We start from the raw sequence: 16,412 nt of genomic DNA on the forward strand, positions 1-16,412 counted from the left end.
GTTATGATCAGACCGATCGCGCTTGTCCTGGCCCTCGGGCTTGCGGGCTGCGCCGCCCAGACCGAGGCACCGCCCGTGCCTCCTCTGGCGGCGCAGGGCAACCGTACCCCGGCCTACAATGCCATCGAGGGCGCCGCCGAGGCCTTCGGCAACCCGGCCAGCCTACAGGGCCGCCCGGCCCTGGCGGCGGTGGCCGTCAGCCGGCTCGAATGGTCGGCAGAGGCGGTTGCGGCGGACCGCAGCTTCTACATATTCAGCGCGGTGACCGCCCCAGCCCTGAGCGCTGCGCGCTGGGAGGTACGCCACGCGCTCGGCATCTCGACCGATGCGCCGCCCGCCGTGGTGATCGCGGGCATGGAGCAGGCTGCGGCCGCCCTGAATCGGGGCGACAGCGCTGCCGCCGCGGCGGCGCTGCCGCCACCGGTCTTCAGCCCGGACACCCTCGCGCGCCTCGCCAACATGCCGCGAATGCCCCAGGCCAACCTCGCCACGCGTCGGGCGCAACGGGATATCGAGTTCGGTCGGCAGGAGGATTGGGACTTCCCGTGACGCCGGGCCCCGGCCGGGGCATGTTGCGCGGCCCATGGCACCGGACCATTCGATGACGCGACGCCGCGCCCTGCTCTCCCTCTTTGCCCTGCCGCCCCTTGGCGCCTGCGACGAGTTGCGGCGGCCGAACCTGCCGTGGCCGGCGCCAGCCGGGCTGCTGCCGACCGGGGTGGACCCCGGCCGTGCCGCAGTGGCTGCGTTGGCCGAGTCGCTGCAGGGCGCGAATACGGGCATCTCCGGTCATCCCGCCCGCGTCGCCCGGGCAGCCGCGCTGCTGGAATGGCTGGCGGTGGAATTGATGAGCCAGCCCCGATGGGCGCCGCTTCCCCGCGGCACGCGAGAGGCCATCGGACTCGCGCGGGACGAAATGCGCGGGGCCCTGGGCGCTGATCCGCTGGCACCCTCGCCGCGCATGGCCGCCACCCTGGCCGAAGCCTATCGCGCACTGCAGGCCGGTAACCGCACGGCAGCAGCTGCGGCACTGCCCACGGCCCTCTTCCCCCGCGGGGGGGAGGCGGCGCTGGCGCGCCTTTCCGATCCGGGGCCACTGCCGCAGGGGGAGATCGCAGCCAGCGCCCTGGCCGGCCAGGTGCGGAGCCTCGACGAGACGAATGGCTGGGCACAGGATTTCGACACCCCTGTCCCGGCCGACCGGGGCGGGAGGGGGCCGATCCCCTTCAGCATCTGACCGGAAAAGGTCCTGGCGGGGGCCTCAGTCCCCCGCCATGACCTTCACATAGCTTCCCGGCGCATCCTCCAGCGCAGGCAGCCTGCCGTCGCCGGGTTGGCGCGCAGGCACCATGGTGCGGTCCTGCGCCGTGACCCAGCGCTGCCAGTCCGGCCACCAGGAACCGGCGAATTCGGTCGCGCCCTCGAACCACTCGGCCGGCTGGGGCGGCGCCTCGCCATTGCCGACCCAGTAGCTGTACTTGCCGCTGTCGGGCGGGTTCACCACGCCGGCGATATGGCCCGATGCCGCCAGGACGAAGCGCACCGGGCCGGAGAAGATCTGCGTGGCCCGGTAGCTGCTCTTCCAGGGCGCGATGTGGTCCTCCCGCGTCGCGAGGACATAGGTCGGCAGCTTGATCTCGCGCAGGTCGAGCGGCACGCCGTCCAGCTCGATGGCGCCGGGCTTCACCAGATCGTTCTGCTGGTACATGCGGCGCAGGTAGAAGCTGTGCATCTTCGCCGGCATCCGCGTGGAATCGCCGTTCCAGAAGAGCAGGTCGAAGGGGAAGGGCTCCTGCCCGAGCAGGTAGTTCTGCACGACGAAGGACCAGATCAGGTCGTTGGCCCGCAGCATGTTGAAGGTATCGGCCATTTCCGATCCCTCGAGGAAGCCGCGCTGGCTCATCTTGGCCTCGAGTGCCTGGAGCTGCTCCTCGTCGATGAAGACGCCGAGTTCGCCCGCTTCCTCGAAATCCAGCATGGTGGTGAAGAAGGTGGCCGAGGCGATGCGGTCGTCGCCCTTTTTCGCCATATGCGCCAGGGTACTGGCGAGCAGCGTTCCCCCAAGGCAGTAGCCGATGGCGTTCACCTGGCGCTCGCCCGTCGCCTGCTCGATGGCATCGAGTGCCGCATAGGGCCCCAGGCGCATGTAGTCGTCGAAGCCCATCTCGGCGAGCGTCTCATCCGGGTTCACCCAGGAGCAGACGAAGACCGTATGGCCCTGGCTGACCGCCCAGCGGACGAAGGAATTCTTCGGCCGCAGGTCCAGGATGTAGAACTTGTTGATCCAGGGCGGCAGCAGCAGCAGCGGGCGCTTGAGCACGGTTTCCGTGGTGGGGCTGTACTGGATCAGCTCCATCAAGGCATTGCGATACACCACCTTGCCCGGGGTGACGGCGATGTTCTCGCCGATCGAGAACTTGCTTTCATCCGTCATGTTGATGCGCAGCTTGCCGCGCCCGCGCTCGAGGTCCGAGAGCAGGTTGGATAGGCCCTTGAGCAGGTTCTCGCCGCCTGTCTCGGCCGTCTTGCGCAGCACCTCGGGATTGGTAAGCCAGAAATTGGTCGGGCTCATCGCATCGACGAATTGCCGCGTGTAGAAATCGACCTTCTGCGCGGTCTTGGGCGCGAGCCCCTCCGCCCCGTTCACCACATTGGTGAAGTAGCGGGAGGAGAGCAGGTAGGACTGCTTGATGAAGTCGAAGACCTCGTTCTCGCGCCAGGCATCATCCTTGAAGCGCTTGTCGCCCTTGCGTTCCGCGATCACCGGATCGACCTGCACGCCCATCATGCGACGCGCGGTGTTCTGCCAGAGCGTAAGGTAATCCTGCCAGAACCCGATCTGCGCCTGCATGATGCGGGCGGGATTGGCCATCAGCCGCGCCGTCATTTCCAGGAAGGCGCCGCCGATGTGCAGCGGATCCGGATTGGGTGGCGCGTCGGCGCCACCCTGGCGGCGCAGGAAGTCGCCGACGATGCGCTGACCGCGTTCCGCCACATCGGCCATGGTGCGGCTGACGACGCTGGGATCAGGGAGGCGAAAGCCGGGTAGCTCCTGCGCAGCATTCGAGGCAGGGGAGGGCGGGGCCGCATCCTCCGAAGACGGTGAAGCCGCCGGGGACGTGTCCTTCGCCGGAGCGCCAACGGCTTCCTGGGCGGGTTCCTTGGCCGCCATGCCGTTCACGGTTTCGCCATGGGCCGGCGCCGGCCCCGGCAGAGGGGAGGAGGAGGCGATGGCCATGGCCAGGCGGGAGGCTTCAGGCTCGGCGGCCGGCGTGCTCGCGCGTGGCGGCGTGGCGCGCACCATCGGCGCCTGTTCGTGGCGCGAGAAGGGTGCAGTTTGCGCCCCCTTGCCCCCTCCGGCCTTGCCAGCCGGCTGATCCTGGCCCTTGCCGGCGGCCTTGCGCGGGGCGGGGGGGCTGCCTTCCTCCGGCCCGCCGAGCGCCGCGGCTCCAGACCGCGCGACCTCCGGCGGCGTACGGCCGCTCTCCCGCTTCTGACTCATCCGCGCGTCCTCTCCCCATTCCTGCCCGGCAACTGGTGCGCCGGCTTACCCGGCTTCCGGCTCGGTGGCTTCCGCCGCTCGCCATTCTGCGGCAAACCCCCGGTGGAGAGGAGCGTGCGATGCGAAAGCAGGTCATGCCGTTCCGGCCGGACTTCATCCGGTTCGGGGAAGCTAGGGACCGGGATCGGACGAGACAAGCGCGCCCGGCTGTGGCGGCCTTGCTCGTTTCGGTCGCGCTGCCACTTGTGCTGGGCGGCTGCGTCGGCTCGCCCGGCGAAAGCCCCTGGGAATTTTATCGCCAGCTCACGGGCGAAGCGCTGGAGGGCCGGCCGCTGCCGCCCGGTATGGCCGAGGCCAGCCCCAACCTGGCGACCATCCCCCAGCGCCCCTCCCGCGGGCCGGCCAGCGCCCGCGCGGAACTGTCCTCGATGCTGGAGGCCAACCGCGCCGCCGCCGCCAACCCGCAGCTGCCGGGCAGGCCCCTGCCGGAGCGCCCCGCCACCGAAGGCCTGGCCGTGGTGCCCGCGGCCCCGCCCGAGTCGCCGCGCCTGGCCGCTGCGCCGCGCATCGGCACCGGCCCCGCGACGCTGCTCCTGCCCGGCACGGACGCCCCTCGGATGGAGGACGCCGCACCGGCCGCGCCCCCGCCCGAGATGAGCGCCCCGCCGCCGCCTGACTTGGCCGCGCCGCCCAGCTTTCCGCCGATCGCGCCCCGCGGCCTCTGACCGCTGCCCTCTCCCCCGTGCTATCCTCCTGACCTGCTCTCCCGAACGAAGAAACGCCGAGCACCGCATCATGACCGACGAGTTCCACCGAATCCGACGCCTCCCACCCTATGTCTTCGCGGAGGTCAACGCCGCCAAGGCCAAGGCACGGGCAGCCGCCGAGGATGTGGTGGATCTCGGCATGGGCAATCCCGACAGCCCCACGCCGCCGCATATCGTGGCGAAGCTGATCGAGGCGGTGCAGGACCCGCGCACCCATCGCTATTCCGCCTCCAAGGGCATTCCCGGCCTGCGGCGGGCGCATGCCGCCTATTACGCGCGCCGCTTCGGGGTGAAGCTCGATCCAGAGACGGAGGTGATCGCCACCCTCGGCTCGAAGGAAGGCCTGGCGAACCTGGCCCAGGCCATCGCCTCGCCGGGCGACACCATCCTGGTGCCAAACCCATCCTATCCGATCCACCAGTTCGGCTTCCTGATCGCCGGCGCCAGCGTGCGTTCCATCCCCTACACGCCCGATGACGAGATGCTGCGCGCGATCGACCGCGCTGTGCGGCACTCCGTGCCCAAGCCGACGGCGGTGATCGTCAACTTCCCGTCCAACCCGACGGCACTGACGGCGAGCATCGAGTTCTACCGCGAGTTGGTGGCCTTCTGCCGCAGGCACGAGATCTTCATCCTTTCGGACCTCGCCTATGCGGAGCTGTATTACGGCGATACGCCGCCGCCTTCGGTGCTGGAAGTGGAAGGTGCCAAGGATGTGGCGGTGGAGTTCACCTCCATGTCCAAGACCTACAACATGCCGGGCTGGCGCATGGGCTTCGCGGTGGGCAATCCGAAGCTGATCGCGGCGCTGACGCGGGTGAAGTCCTATCTCGACTACGGCGCCTTCACGCCCATCCAGGTGGCGGCGACCGCCGCGCTGAATGGGCCGCAGGACTGCATTGCGGAGATGCGGGCGCTCTATAAGGACCGGCGCGACGTGCTGGTGAAGGGGCTGAAGCAGGCCGGCTGGGATGTGCCCTCGCCGGATGCGTCCATGTTCCTCTGGGCACCGATCCCGGAGCGTTTCAGGCATATGGGCAGTGTCGAGTTCTCCAAGCTTCTGCTGGCCCGCGCGAAAGTGGCTGTCGCGCCGGGCATCGGCTTCGGCGAGCATGGCGACAATCATGTCCGCATCGCGCTGGTGGAGAACAACCACCGCATCCGGCAGGCCCTTCGCGGGATCAAGACCTTCCTGCAGGGAGACAATGCCGCGCCTCCGATTGAGGACCGCGCGAAAGAGGACATCGTCGGCGCATGACCCGTCCTCTTGCAGTTGCGGTGGCCGGTCTCGGCACGGTCGGGGCCGGGGTTCTCGGCCTGTTGCGGCAGAATGCCGAAATCATCGCGGCGCGGGCCGGACGGCGCATCGCCGTCACGGCCGTCTCCTCGCGGGACCGCACGCGGGATCGCGGCATCAGCCTGGAAGGGCTGCGCTGGTATGATGACCCCGTCGCCCTTGCGAACGACTCGGCCATCGACGTGGTGGTGGAGACCATCGGTGGCAGCGAAGGGTCGGCGCGCGCGTTGATCCAGGCGGCACTGGCGGCCGGCAAGCCGGTGGTCACGGCCAACAAGGCGCTGCTGGCCGTCCATGGCGCGGAGCTGGCAGAGCTGGCGGCGAAGGCCGATGTGCCGCTGGCTTTCGAGGCCGCCGTCGCGGGTGGCATCCCGGTCATCAAGGCGATCCGCGAAGGGCTCGCCGGCAATCGCATCACGCGCGTCACCGGCATCCTCAACGGCACCTGCAACTACATTCTGACGCAGATGCGCGAGCGCGGCCGCGAATTCGCGGAGGCGCTCACCGAGGCGCAGAAGCTCGGCTATGCCGAGGCTGACCCGACCTTCGACGTGGATGGCATCGACGCCGCCCACAAGCTGGCCATCCTGGCGGCGCTCGCCTTCGGCCGGCCTGTCGATTTCGGCGCGGTGCATGTGGAGGGCATCCGGGCCGTCTCCGCGCTCGACATCAAGCTGGCCGAGGAGCTGGGCTACCGCATCAAGCTGCTCGGCATCGCCTCCTGCAGCGATGCCGGCGTCGAGACGCGGGTGCATCCCTGCATGGTGCCGGTCTCGCACCCCATCGCCACCGTGGACGGCGTGTTCAACGCGGTGGTGGCCGAGGGCGACCATGTCGGCCGCGTGGTGCTGGTCGGGCGCGGCGCTGGCGCCGGGCCGACCGCCAGCGCGGTGGTCTCCGACCTGGTCGACATCGCCCGCGGCCGGCACACGCCGGTCTGGGGCGCGGATTCCTTCTCCGCCCTGCCGTCGGTCGGCATGGAGCGGCATTCCGGCGCCTATTACCTCCGCCTGATGGTGGTGGACCGGCCCGGCGTGATCGCCGATGTCACCGGGGTGCTGCGGGATGCCGGGATCAGCCTGGAATCCATGCTGCAGCGTGGCCGCGCGCCCGGCGAGGCCGTGCCCGTAGTCCTTACCTCCCATGACGCACGCGAGTCCGCGATGCGCGAGGCCATCGCGCGCATCGCGGCGCTCGACGCCGTGCTCGAACCCCCCGCCCTCATCCGGATCGAGAACCCATGAGCATCAATCCCAACGAGCCGCTCCAGAGCGACCGCAACCTGGCGATGGAGCTGGTGCGCGTGACCGAGGCGGCGGCCCTCTCCGCCTCCCGCTGGATCGGGCGCGGCGACAAGAACAGCGCCGATGGCGCCGCGGTGGACGCCATGCGCCGCGCCTTCGACAGCGTCGCGATCAGCGGCACCGTCGTGATCGGCGAAGGTGAGATGGACGAAGCGCCGATGCTCTACATCGGCGAGAAGGTCGGCGCCGGCGGGCCGCAGATGGACATTGCGGTGGACCCGCTTGAGGGCACGTCCATTTGCGCCCGCGGCATGCCAAACGCCATCGCCACCCTGGCGGTGGCGGAGAAGGGCGGCTTCCTGCACGCTCCCGACATCTACATGGACAAGATCGCGGTGGGCCCCGGCCTGCCGCCGGGCGTCGTGCATCTGGATGCCAGCCCGAAGGAGAACCTGAAGAACCTTGCGCGGGCGAAGAACGCCGAGATCGAGGATCTCGTGGTCTGCATCCTGGACCGCGACCGCCACAAGGACATCATCCGTGCCTGCCGCGAGGCCGGGGCGCGGATCATGCTGATCCCGGATGGTGACGTCGCTGGCGTGGTCGCCTGCTCCCAGCCCGAGGCCGGGGTGGACATGTATCTTGGCTGGGGCGGCGCGCCGGAGGGTGTGCTGGCGGCCGCCGCACTGCGCTGCATCGGCGGGCAGATGCAGGGGCGGCTGATCTACGAGAACGACGAGCAGCGCGAGCGTGCGAAGTCCATGGGGATCACCGATCCCGAGCGGGTCTTCAACGTGGATGACATGGCGAGGGGCGACGTGATGTTCTCCGCCACCGGCGTCACCACCGGCGCTATGCTGCGCGGCGTGCGGCGCCATGCCGCCGGCGCGGTGACGCATTCCATCGTCATGCGCAGCAAGACCGGCACCGTCCGCTACATCGAGGGCCACCACAACTTCGCCACCAAGCCGACTGCGTTCATTGCCTGACACCGGTCTCCTGGACGCCGAGGCCGCCTCGGAGGCGGTACTCGGCGTTTCGCGCAGCGCCACTGGTCGCCGCTGGGTCTGGCGGGAAGCGGATGCACGCACCGGGCTTGCCATCGCGCAGCGGCTGGAGGTGCCGGAGCTGGTCGGCCGCCTCCTCGCCGCGCGCGGCGTGGGGGTAGAGTTGGCGCAGGATTTCCTGGAGCCGCGGCTGCGGGCGTTGATGCCCGACCCATCCTGCCTGCGGGACATGGACCCGGCCGCCGAACGGCTGGCCAAGGCCGTGCGGGCAGGGGAGCATGTGGCGATCTTCGCCGATTACGATGCCGATGGCGCCTGCGCCGGGGCGCTGATGACGAAGGTGCTGCGCGACCTCGGCGCGCGGGCAACCCATTACGTCCCGGACCGGATCAAGGAAGGCTACGGCCCCAACGCGCCGGCCATCGCGGCGCTGTGCGAGGCCGGGGCGACGCTCGTCGTCTGCGTCGATTGTGGCATCGCCGCCCATCAGGCGCTGGAGGCGGCCCGCGGGCGCGCCGATGTGGTGGTGCTGGACCATCACAAGGCCGAGGGGCCGCCGCCGGCAGTTCTCGCGACGGTGAACCCCAACCGGCTGGACTGTGATTCCGGCCTCCGCACCCTCTGCGCGGGCGCCGTCTGCTTCATGGCGGCCGTTGCCCTGCACCGCACGCTGCGCCGCTCTGGCTTCTTCGAAGGACGGGCCGAGCCGCCGCTGCTGGATTTGCTGGACCTCGTCGCCATCGCCACCGTCTGTGACGTGATGCCGCTGACGGGCCTGAACCGCGCGCTCGTTTCTCAGGGCCTGCGGGTGATGGCGCGGCGCGGGCGCCCCGGCGTCGCGGCCCTGCTGGAGGTGGCTGGGGTGAAGGATATTCCCACCGCTCATTCGCTCGGCTTCGGCCTCGGGCCGCGCATCAACGCCTCGGGCCGGATCGGGGAGAGCGATCTGGCGCTGCGGCTGCTGCTGGAGACCGATCCGCTCGAGGCCCGGGCCATGGCGGAGCGGCTCGACACCACCAACCGGCGCCGCCAGGAGGTGGAGGCGGAGGTGATGGGTACCGCGCTGAGCATGGCCGAGCAGGCGGTCGCCGCCGGCCATCCGGTGCTGCTCATCTGCGGGGAGGGGTGGCACCCAGGCGTGGTCGGCATCGTCGCCGGGCGTGTGAAGGAAAAGTTCAACCGGCCGACGCTGGTGGCGGGGGTCTCGAACGGGCTGGCGAAGGGTTCCGGCCGCTCGGTGCCCGGGATCGACCTCGGCGCCGCCATCATCGCGGCCCGTCAGGCTGGGCTGCTGGAGACCGGGGGCGGGCATGCCATGGCGGCCGGCTTCGGCTTCCGCGCCGAGAAGCGGGAGGCGCTTCAGGCCTTCCTGAACGAGCGCCTGGCCCGCGCCTCCGAGCTTCCGGACGCGGCAGCGCTGGTGGTGGAGGGCACGCTCTCGGTCGCCGCGGCCAGTGCCGCGCTGGCGGAGCAGGTGGGGCGCCTGGCGCCCTTCGGCACGGGCAATGAGGAGCCGGTCTTCGCCCTGCGGCGCGCCCGGGTCGTCCGCGCCGACCGTGTAGGGAAGGAGGGCGCGACCATCCGCATGTTCCTCGAGGGGGAGGGGGGCGGGCGGCTGAAGGCCGTGTGCTTCCGCGCCAAGGAGGGCCCGCTGGCTGAATTGCTCCTCGGCGCGCGGGGGATGCCACTGCATCTCTGCGGCACGCTGCGGGCGGAGAGTTGGAACGGCGAAGTCTCGACCTGCCTGCATGTGCAGGATGCGGCACCCGCCTGATTTTTCCCGGGTTGTCCTGGGCGGCTGCTCGTCCTAACTCGCGGCGCTGAGCCCCGGACTGGGCCCTCCGGTCCCATGCAAATCCCGGCTCTTCCGGACAGATCGCGGAGTTCCCATGCCGCCCAGCCGTTTCCTGATCCCTCTCCTGCTGCTTGCCGCCTGCGGCAGCAACTATTCTGCCGACACCTATTCCACCCGCGCGGTACAGCAGGCGAACCCGGTTCAGCAGGGCGTGATCATCGGCGCGCGGGAGGTTGCTATTACATCGGACGGGGCAACCGGCGCGGCGGTGGGCGCGGCGGCCGGCGGGATCGTCGGTGGGTCCACGCCCGGCAGTGGCTTGACCTCCGCCCTGGCCGGCGTGGGTGGCGGGCTGGTCGGCGGGTTGTTCGGATCTGCCGCCGAGCGGGTGGTGAATGACAATCGTGGCACCGAATATATTGTGCGGAAGACAAACGGGGAGCTGGTGAACGTCACCCAGCGGGACGTGCCGCCGCTGCCGCTCGGGCAGAAGGTTCTGGTGATCGCCGGTGCCCAGGCGCGAATCGTGCCGGACTACACGGTGGCCGAGGTGCCGACTGCCGAGGGCCAGCAGCCCGCACCGGTGCAGGCTCCGGTCCGGGCTGACCCGCCGGCCGCCAGTTCGGCGGCCCAGGGCACGCCGCCAGGCCCTGCGGAGGCGCCTGTACGGAGCGAGCTGCCGCCGGCCGCGCCGGCTTCGGTCGAGGCACCGCCCTCACCGCGGAGCCCGCTGGTCCCGCCTGAGGCGCCGCTCGCATTGTGACGCGCCGTCTGGACGAAGAGCTCCGGGCGTTGTAGTGACCGCCCGCCCCTGCCGCTTTGGCAGGGTCCGGCCTGTCCCGTTCGTCTAGAGGCCTAGGACGCGGCCCTTTCAAGGCTGCAACACGGGTTCGAATCCCGTACGGGACGCCAATGCCCATTGAAACCATTGGGTTTTTGATGGTTTCTGCTCTCCCACCCCACAATTACCCCCACACTCAGAACTGCCTGGACGCGTAGGGCGTTGGAAGCAGCGATGACGACCCTATCCAGCATCCAGCCCGCACGTTCCGTCCCAGAGATCGTCGTGGAGCGCAGAGGCCCAGGCTCCGCAGGCTGGGGCTGGCGCCTGACCAGGGTTGATCAGACCTTCAGGACTAGTGCTAGGAGCTACCGCAGCGCCCAGGATGCCTATGAGCCTGCCCAGGCAGAACTCGGGCGAGGTCCGCGGCGGCGCTAGGTGGCGGGTCAGGTGGAGCGGGACATAGTGTAGGCCTCGGCACCGGAACAAGCCGTTGCCGCCAATGCGCATCAAACAGCCCGAGCTCCTTAGCGCTCCACTTACCGAGCCACGGGCACCCCTAGAACCCACAAAGCGCCCCACCAAAGAGAGCCGCTGGCGAGGAAGAGGAAAATGACCCGGGCTGGGGCGGGGAGATGCATCCGAGCTCCACGGCGAGCTGGTGGTCACGTCAGGACTAGACGCCCGGAGCATGCCAAGCGCTACCGAGCCTCTGACGGCAACCATGACCCGCACAAAGCAGCCGGCAGCCGAAGCCGCCGAGTTGAAGGGGAAAACGTCCAGGATGACGGCAGACCTACAGCCGCAGGTTGTTGCCACGCGCAGAATGCACACATCACGGACGCGTGAACAAGCGAAATGTAGGGGCGTCCGCAGAATACGATCGGCGTGATGCGTGGCCGCGTTCCCGTGCCTTCCGGAACCGCTACACGGCACCCCGCCTCATCCCTCCAGGGTCCCAGTAGCCGGAAAGAGGCCCCCCACTCCTTCTTTCCCCCCTGCCCCGACCGTCCCGACCATGTCCCACCGGTCGGGACGCCGAAAACCCCTGTAAACATTGGCTGTCCCGACCGTCCCGACCGGAAAACACAGGGTGGGGGTGAAAATGAAGTTTTGGGGCTAGGCGGTGCCCTGCTTGAGGGCGGCTCCGGTGCAAAATTTGCCCCATGCCTCCATCAATGGCCGGCGCTGCTCGAGCATGTCGGATCCGCGGTAGGCAGCGCGGACCGTGTTCTCGTCCTCATGGGCGAGAGCCTTCTCGGCCGCTTCGCTGGCTTCCGGCCGGGTGTCATCCACCCAACTCCGAAAGGAGCGGCGGAAGCCGTGCGGAGTAGCGGCTCGGCCGTCCACGTCCTGCCACGGGAGCGGGCCACCCTCGGGTGCGCCCTCGTTCATGCGGCGGATGCAGGCGCCGAGGGCGGCGTCACTAAGCGCCACGCCAGTGGGGGAGGGGAAGATCAGGGCAGGGGCTTTCAGTGCCGCCTGGGCGGGCAGATCCTCCGGCTTCTCGATCTCTCCGGTGAGGTGCACCGCGGCGAGTGCCAGCACCTCCATCATCGGTGCGGTGATCGGCACCCGGTGTGGGGGAGGGCGCGGGCGCGGCCACCCTTCATGCGCTCGGCCGGGATGGTCCAGATCCGGGTGCCGAAGTCGATCTCCGACCAGCGGGCATGACGCACCTCGGCTGAGCGGACGGCGGTCAGGATCGCGAAACGGAGGGCGAGGGGCGCGGTGCCATCCATCGTTCCGACAGTGCTGACAAAGGCAGGCGCCTGCTGCCAGGGCAGCGAGGGCTGCTTCTGCTCCAGCGGCTGCTTCGGCAGGGACTTGGTCAGCCGCAGGACGCGGCCTGTGGCTGGGTTGTCGGTCGAGCGCCAGCCATGGGCGGCTGCGTAGTCCAGCACCGATGCCAGGCGGCGCTGCAGCTTTCGGGCTGTGGCAGGACGGGTGGTCCAGACAGGGGTGAGGGCCGCCACCACATGCTCCCGGGTCACGTCGGCGATGGGGACGTCACCGATCGCGGGATAGGCGTGGCGGTCGAGGGTGAGGCGCCAGCTCGCCAGCGTCTTGCCGCTGGTCCAGCCGGGCGTCTGCGCTTTCACCAAGCCCTCGGCCACGTCCCGGAAGGTTCGGGCTTGCCGGCCCTCCTCCTGGACTTCCCTGGCGGCTTCTTCGCGGGCCAAGGTGTCCCGGGCAACGATTGGGTCAGTGCCCTCCTCCACCAGGTCCGCGGCATCGCGTGCCTTCTTCCGGGCTGCGGCCAAGCCGACCTCAGGATAGGCGTCCAGCCCCATACCGCGGCGCCGGCCCGAGAGCATGAAGCGGTACAGCCAGGCCTTACCGCCGGCGGGGCGCACCTCGAGCAGCAGCCCATTGCCATCGGAGAGCCGATAGACCTTCTCCCGAGGCTTCGCTGAGGCGACGGCACGTTCGGAAAGCTTAGGCATTTCAGACCTCCACCGAAGTGGAAGCACAACTCAGCCACCCCCACAATCACCCCCACAATGCGACAGCAACGCACCCGAACGGGGGCGGACGCCGGTGGACACTCGATTGCACAAGCCATTGAATTTGCGGGCGTGCCTGAACGTCACCGGACGCGACCGAACACTGATCACACTCCCGTACGGGACGCCACTCCGGAAAATTGCCCGTAAGTTTTTGTATTGTCTGGCTTCTGCCTGAGGACGTAGCGGTCGTTCCCCACATGGTTGGTGTGCTTCGCGGGCAGGCATCTAACGGCTAGGGGGAACCCAAACGCCTCTCGGGGTTTGCTGACGTTTTTACCTCCTGATCGGGTTTGGTTGATCAGGAGGCTGAGATGGCGCGTCTGTTCTGGCCTTCGGATGAGGCCTGGGCGGCCATCGATCTGCACCTTCCGCGCGGCAGGCCGGGCAAGCCGCGGGTCGACGACCGGCGGGTGATCAGCGGGATCCTGCATGCGCTCAAGACAGGCTGTCGCTGGCGCGATGTGCCGCCCGAGTACGGCCCGCCCACCACAGTCTAAACCGCTTTAACCGTTGGTCCCAGCGCGGTCTCTGGCAGCGCCTGTTCGAGAAAGTAGCGGCGGTAGGCGAGGTCCCGCAGGAACTCAGCCTCGGCAGTTCGCATGTCAAAGCCCACCGCTCGGCAGCAGGCGGAAAAGGGGGGGGACGAAGGCGGTCGGACGCTCGCGTGGCGGCCGCGCCTCGAAAATCCATTGCCTGGCCAATGATCGTGGCCAACCGGTCGCCTTCGCGCTGACGCCCGGCAACACCGCCGACATCAGCATGGCCCTGCCACTGCTCCAGTCCGTGGCACGCCCCGGACGTCTTCTCGCTGACAAGGCCTGTGACGCCGAAAGCCTCCGCCGTTGGCTGAAGGACAGGCGCATCAAGGCCGTTATCCCGTCCACTGCCACCCGCACGGTGCCCTACCCACTCGACCACCGTGCCTACAAGCGCCGCAACGTTCTCGAGCGTCTGTTCTGTCGCCTCAAAAACTGGCGGAGACTGGCCACACGATACGACCGCCTCGCCCGGAATTACCTGGTCAGCCTCGCCCTCATCGCCACCGTCAACGAGTGGACCTGAATGAGTCCCCTACCTAGGGCGCGGACGAGGAAAATCGCATTTAGGCCGCGCAGAATTGCGACCAGACATTGGAGCCGGGCGAGCGGTCCCAAGCTCCGGGTCCAGGTCCAGGCAGGCGGTGCAGGCGCCAACAGCCAGTCCGTGGCTTTCCAGCGATGCCGGGTCACCGCCAGCCTCAGTGCCCGTACTGCTCGTCCGTGACGTGCTCCATCCAATCCACGGGGGAGCCGTTGGACTTCTCCTGGATGGCGATGTGGCTCATGGCCGTAGTTGCCGTGGCACCATGCCAGTGCTTTTCCCCGGGGGGAAACCAGACCACGTCGCCGGGACGGATCTCCTCAACCGGGCCGCCCTCGTGCTGCACCCAACCGCAGCCCGCGGTGACAATCAGGGTCTGCCCTAATGGATGCGTGTGCCAGGCGGTACGCGCGCCGGGCTCGAAGGTGACCAGGGCGCCAGTGACGCGGGCCGGGTCCGGCGGGCTGAACAGCGGGTCGATGCGGACGATGCCCGTGAACCAATCGGCCGGTCCTTTGCCGGACGGCTCCGTCCCCGCGCGCTTGATATCCATCTTACCTCTCCTCGTACTTCAGGATCCAAGCGACCTTACGGTGAATCGTGGCAATCCTGCTGAAGAGTTAGTGGATGAACACCAGCTGGATCAGTGAGTAAAACGGATATGGACTTATAAGGCTCATTTCTGAGTGGCAGGCTTGGGACTGCTATCGTATTCGTCCTCGATCACATGGGCATCGGTCTGGCACGCCCATGCGAGAAGCTCCCGCCGCCACCCGTCGCACCGGACTGCTCGAGATAGGTCTGGGTCGCGGTCTTGCCGGCAAGCGGCGTGTGGCCGTTCTTCCGCGTCAAGGCCCTGACGGCGGTCGGGCCGGGGACAGGGTGGCCAAGGCGCAGCCGCTGACGAGTGGGCTCAGCAGAGAGCCGCGAGGCAGAAGGTCTGGAGGATCTTGAGGACGCAGAAGGAAGACATGGCTTCATCCTGTCCTATGGCGGCGGCACGATGTCGGCGTCTTGGCGAGCAGCCATATGTGCGGTGGGGCACAGCTGATCCAATGCACCAGACGTATGGTTCCATTCTCCCCGTATGTGAGGATCAACCTTCCTCCCTGAACTCTGATCTTTCGGCAAACTTGCACCGCGTCATGGGGGTTGCCGGAGGGGCAGCGGACGCCTATCTCGGCGCGGTGGCAGCCAGTCTTCTATGTTGCCGCTTTCTTGGACGTTTCCTCCCAAACTCGGCGGGACCTTAGGGTCCCGCCCTTCTTTTGTGGCATGAGTCGAAATGCCAGCTGTTTGGGGTCCTCTTCAACCAGACCGCCAAAGCGGCGAAGTATGGCATTTCAACCTCCCGCGGCACGTCCGCTCAGCAGCGCGTCCGGCAACCACGATATCGCCCCTTCCAAGCAGCTCCACGCTGGGCCTATCCGATCGTAATGCCTCCATCGTCGATGACCTTGACCAGCAGTCCACGCTGCCGGTTCAGAAAATCGGCAAACTCCGGCATCGTGCTGCCCAGCACTTCGGCCCCCAGCGGTTCGAGACGCCCTCGGACGTTGCGGTCTCGTGCAGCCTCCGCCACCGCCGCCGACATGCGCTCGATGATCGGTCGTGGCGTGCTCGCAGCGGCGAAAAGGCCGCTCCAGTCATTAATCTCGAAGCCTTCCAGCCCGGTCTCGATCAGCGTTGGTGCGTCAGGATAGGCGGCTGAGCGATGTGTGCTGGTCACAGCCAGGACGCGGGCGCGCCCGCTCTCCACCGGCGGCCTGATGGAGGAGGTGGTGATTATCGCCGCGTCCACCGTGCCCCCGGTGATGTCGCGCGCGGCATCGGCGCCGCCGCGATAGGGAACATGCACCAGCCGGATCCCCGTGCGTTGCTGCAGCAGTTCGCCGGCCAAGTGCCCCGTGCCGGCTGCCGGCGGCGTGCCGTAGCTGATGGCTCCGGGGTGCTTCTTCGCGTAGTCGATGAACTCTCGAATGGTGCGTGCCGGGAAGTCCGTCTTCACTGCGACGACCTGTGGGAAGTTCACGAACTGCGAGACCGGAACGAAGGCCGTGCTGTAGTTGAAGGGAAGATTGGGCATCAGCCGCGGGTTGGTCACCTGGTTGGCGGCATCGACCAGGAAGGTATAGCCATCCGCCGGCGCCTGCAGCGTGGCATTGGCCGCGACGAGGGCGTTCCCCCCGGTCCGGTTCTCCACGATGATCGTCTCGCCGAGCATCTCGCCCAGCTTCGCACCAAAGGCGCGCGCCACAGTGTCGGCGGCACCACCGGCCGCGAAGGCGACGATGAAGCGGATAGGCCGCGCAGGCCAGGCCTGCCCCCGGGCACTGTGCCCGAGCATAGGCATTGCGAGTGCCGCACCGATCAGGGCGCGCCGGTTCGTCTGGACCATTTATTTTTTCCTCCCGTGCAAACCTCCCCGG

At 68.5% G+C, this 16,412-nt stretch carries 13 protein-coding genes, 1 tRNA gene and 1 pseudogene; 10 read left to right on the top strand and 5 right to left on the bottom strand.

The annotated features are described in order from the left end of the window. The first annotated feature begins 3 nt into the window (after positions 1 to 3). Both GSE44_RS03120 and GSE44_RS03125 read left to right on the top strand, forming a co-directional pair. Entirely contained in the window at positions 4 to 549 is a 546-nt protein-coding gene (locus tag GSE44_RS03120) for a hypothetical protein (protein WP_159347212.1), read from the top strand. A 52-nt stretch (positions 550 to 601) separates the two neighbouring features. Next, a complete protein-coding gene (locus GSE44_RS03125; protein ID WP_159347214.1) occupies positions 602 to 1,237 on the top strand; it encodes a hypothetical protein in 636 nt (211 codons plus the stop codon). Between the two features lie 24 nt (positions 1,238 to 1,261). On the opposite strand, the gene phaC is transcribed toward GSE44_RS03125, so the two are convergent. Next, positions 1,262 to 3,502, bottom strand: coding sequence for a class I poly(R)-hydroxyalkanoic acid synthase (gene phaC, locus GSE44_RS03130; RefSeq protein ID WP_457852153.1), 2,241 nt, complete (start codon positions 3,500 to 3,502; stop codon positions 1,262 to 1,264). A 119-nt stretch (positions 3,503 to 3,621) separates the two neighbouring features. On the opposite strand from phaC, the gene GSE44_RS03135 reads away from it, so the two are divergent. The 7 genes from GSE44_RS03135 to GSE44_RS03165 all read left to right on the top strand — a co-directional run bounded on the left by GSE44_RS03135 (position 3,622) and on the right by GSE44_RS03165 (position 10,524). Then, positions 3,622 to 4,227, top strand: coding sequence for a hypothetical protein (locus tag GSE44_RS03135; RefSeq protein WP_159347215.1), 606 nt, complete (start codon positions 3,622 to 3,624; stop codon positions 4,225 to 4,227). A 70-nt stretch (positions 4,228 to 4,297) separates the two neighbouring features. Next, positions 4,298 to 5,527: an LL-diaminopimelate aminotransferase gene (locus GSE44_RS03140; RefSeq protein WP_159347217.1), complete on the top strand. Its 1,230-nt coding sequence runs from the start codon at positions 4,298 to 4,300 to the stop codon at positions 5,525 to 5,527. Next, the gene (locus GSE44_RS03145) at positions 5,524 to 6,810 is read left to right on the top strand and encodes a homoserine dehydrogenase (protein WP_159347219.1); all 1,287 of its coding nucleotides are present in this window, start codon (positions 5,524 to 5,526) and stop codon (positions 6,808 to 6,810) included. Before GSE44_RS03140 ends, GSE44_RS03145 begins: the two co-directional genes overlap by 4 nt. After that, entirely contained in the window at positions 6,807 to 7,799 is a 993-nt protein-coding gene (glpX, locus tag GSE44_RS03150; protein ID WP_159347221.1) for a class II fructose-bisphosphatase, read from the top strand. Before GSE44_RS03145 ends, glpX begins: the two co-directional genes overlap by 4 nt. Beyond that, a complete protein-coding gene (gene recJ / locus GSE44_RS03155) occupies positions 7,792 to 9,591 on the top strand; it encodes a single-stranded-DNA-specific exonuclease RecJ (protein WP_201305910.1) in 1,800 nt (599 codons plus the stop codon). The genes glpX and recJ overlap by 8 nt, the downstream gene beginning before the upstream one ends. A gap of 115 nt (positions 9,592 to 9,706) precedes the next feature. Continuing rightward, entirely contained in the window at positions 9,707 to 10,375 is a 669-nt protein-coding gene (locus GSE44_RS03160; protein WP_159347223.1) for an outer membrane lipoprotein, read from the top strand. Positions 10,376 to 10,448: 73 nt separating this feature from the next. After that, positions 10,449 to 10,524 (top strand) — tRNA-Glu (locus GSE44_RS03165). Between the two features lie 988 nt (positions 10,525 to 11,512). Here GSE44_RS03165 and GSE44_RS03170 read toward each other — a convergent pair. After that, the gene (locus GSE44_RS03170) at positions 11,513 to 11,950 is read right to left on the bottom strand and encodes a site-specific integrase (RefSeq protein ID WP_159347225.1); all 438 of its coding nucleotides are present in this window, start codon (positions 11,948 to 11,950) and stop codon (positions 11,513 to 11,515) included. Then, positions 11,947 to 12,840 (bottom strand): tyrosine-type recombinase/integrase, encoded by an 894-nt coding sequence (locus GSE44_RS03175; protein ID WP_159347227.1) that lies wholly within the window; start codon positions 12,838 to 12,840, stop codon positions 11,947 to 11,949. Before GSE44_RS03175 ends, GSE44_RS03170 begins: the two co-directional genes overlap by 4 nt. A 374-nt stretch (positions 12,841 to 13,214) precedes the next feature. Here GSE44_RS03175 and GSE44_RS03180 point away from each other — a divergent pair. After that, a pseudogene (locus GSE44_RS03180) lies at positions 13,215 to 13,965 on the top strand (IS5 family transposase). Between the two features lie 175 nt (positions 13,966 to 14,140). Here GSE44_RS03180 and GSE44_RS03185 read toward each other — a convergent pair. Both GSE44_RS03185 and GSE44_RS03190 read right to left on the bottom strand, forming a co-directional pair. Beyond that, positions 14,141 to 14,536 (bottom strand): (R)-mandelonitrile lyase, encoded by a 396-nt coding sequence (locus GSE44_RS03185; RefSeq protein ID WP_159347229.1) that lies wholly within the window; start codon positions 14,534 to 14,536, stop codon positions 14,141 to 14,143. 870 nt (positions 14,537 to 15,406) lie between these two features. Beyond that, positions 15,407 to 16,381, bottom strand: a complete 975-nt coding sequence (locus GSE44_RS03190) for a Bug family tripartite tricarboxylate transporter substrate binding protein (RefSeq protein WP_159347231.1) — start codon at positions 16,379 to 16,381, stop codon at positions 15,407 to 15,409. Positions 16,382 to 16,412 lie beyond the last annotated feature (31 nt).

Source organism: Muricoccus harenae (assembly GCF_009848505.1).
GTDB lineage: Bacteria > Pseudomonadota > Alphaproteobacteria > Acetobacterales > Acetobacteraceae > Roseomonas > Roseomonas harenae.

Bases quoted from the DNA above. Each gene is read 5' to 3' on its own strand.
- GSE44_RS03160 (WP_159347223.1), top strand. From the start codon at position 9,707: ATGCCGCCCAGCCGTTTCCTGATCCCTCTCCTGCTGCTTGCCGCCTGC.
- GSE44_RS03175 (WP_159347227.1), bottom strand. From the start codon at position 12,840: ATGCCTAAGCTTTCCGAACGTGCCGTCGCCTCAGCGAAGCCTCGGGAG.
- GSE44_RS03190 (WP_159347231.1), bottom strand. From the start codon at position 16,381: ATGGTCCAGACGAACCGGCGCGCCCTGATCGGTGCGGCACTCGCAATG.
- GSE44_RS03140 (WP_159347217.1), top strand. From the start codon at position 4,298: ATGACCGACGAGTTCCACCGAATCCGACGCCTCCCACCCTATGTCTTC.
- GSE44_RS03135 (WP_159347215.1), top strand. From the start codon at position 3,622: ATGCGAAAGCAGGTCATGCCGTTCCGGCCGGACTTCATCCGGTTCGGG.
- GSE44_RS03145 (WP_159347219.1), top strand. From the start codon at position 5,524: ATGACCCGTCCTCTTGCAGTTGCGGTGGCCGGTCTCGGCACGGTCGGG.
- GSE44_RS03120 (WP_159347212.1), top strand. From the start codon at position 4: ATGATCAGACCGATCGCGCTTGTCCTGGCCCTCGGGCTTGCGGGCTGC.
- GSE44_RS03185 (WP_159347229.1), bottom strand. From the start codon at position 14,536: ATGGATATCAAGCGCGCGGGGACGGAGCCGTCCGGCAAAGGACCGGCC.
- GSE44_RS03170 (WP_159347225.1), bottom strand. From the start codon at position 11,950: ATGATGGAGGTGCTGGCACTCGCCGCGGTGCACCTCACCGGAGAGATC.
- glpX (WP_159347221.1), top strand. From the start codon at position 6,807: ATGAGCATCAATCCCAACGAGCCGCTCCAGAGCGACCGCAACCTGGCG.
- GSE44_RS03125 (WP_159347214.1), top strand. From the start codon at position 602: ATGACGCGACGCCGCGCCCTGCTCTCCCTCTTTGCCCTGCCGCCCCTT.
- phaC (WP_457852153.1), bottom strand. From the start codon at position 3,502: ATGAGTCAGAAGCGGGAGAGCGGCCGTACGCCGCCGGAGGTCGCGCGG.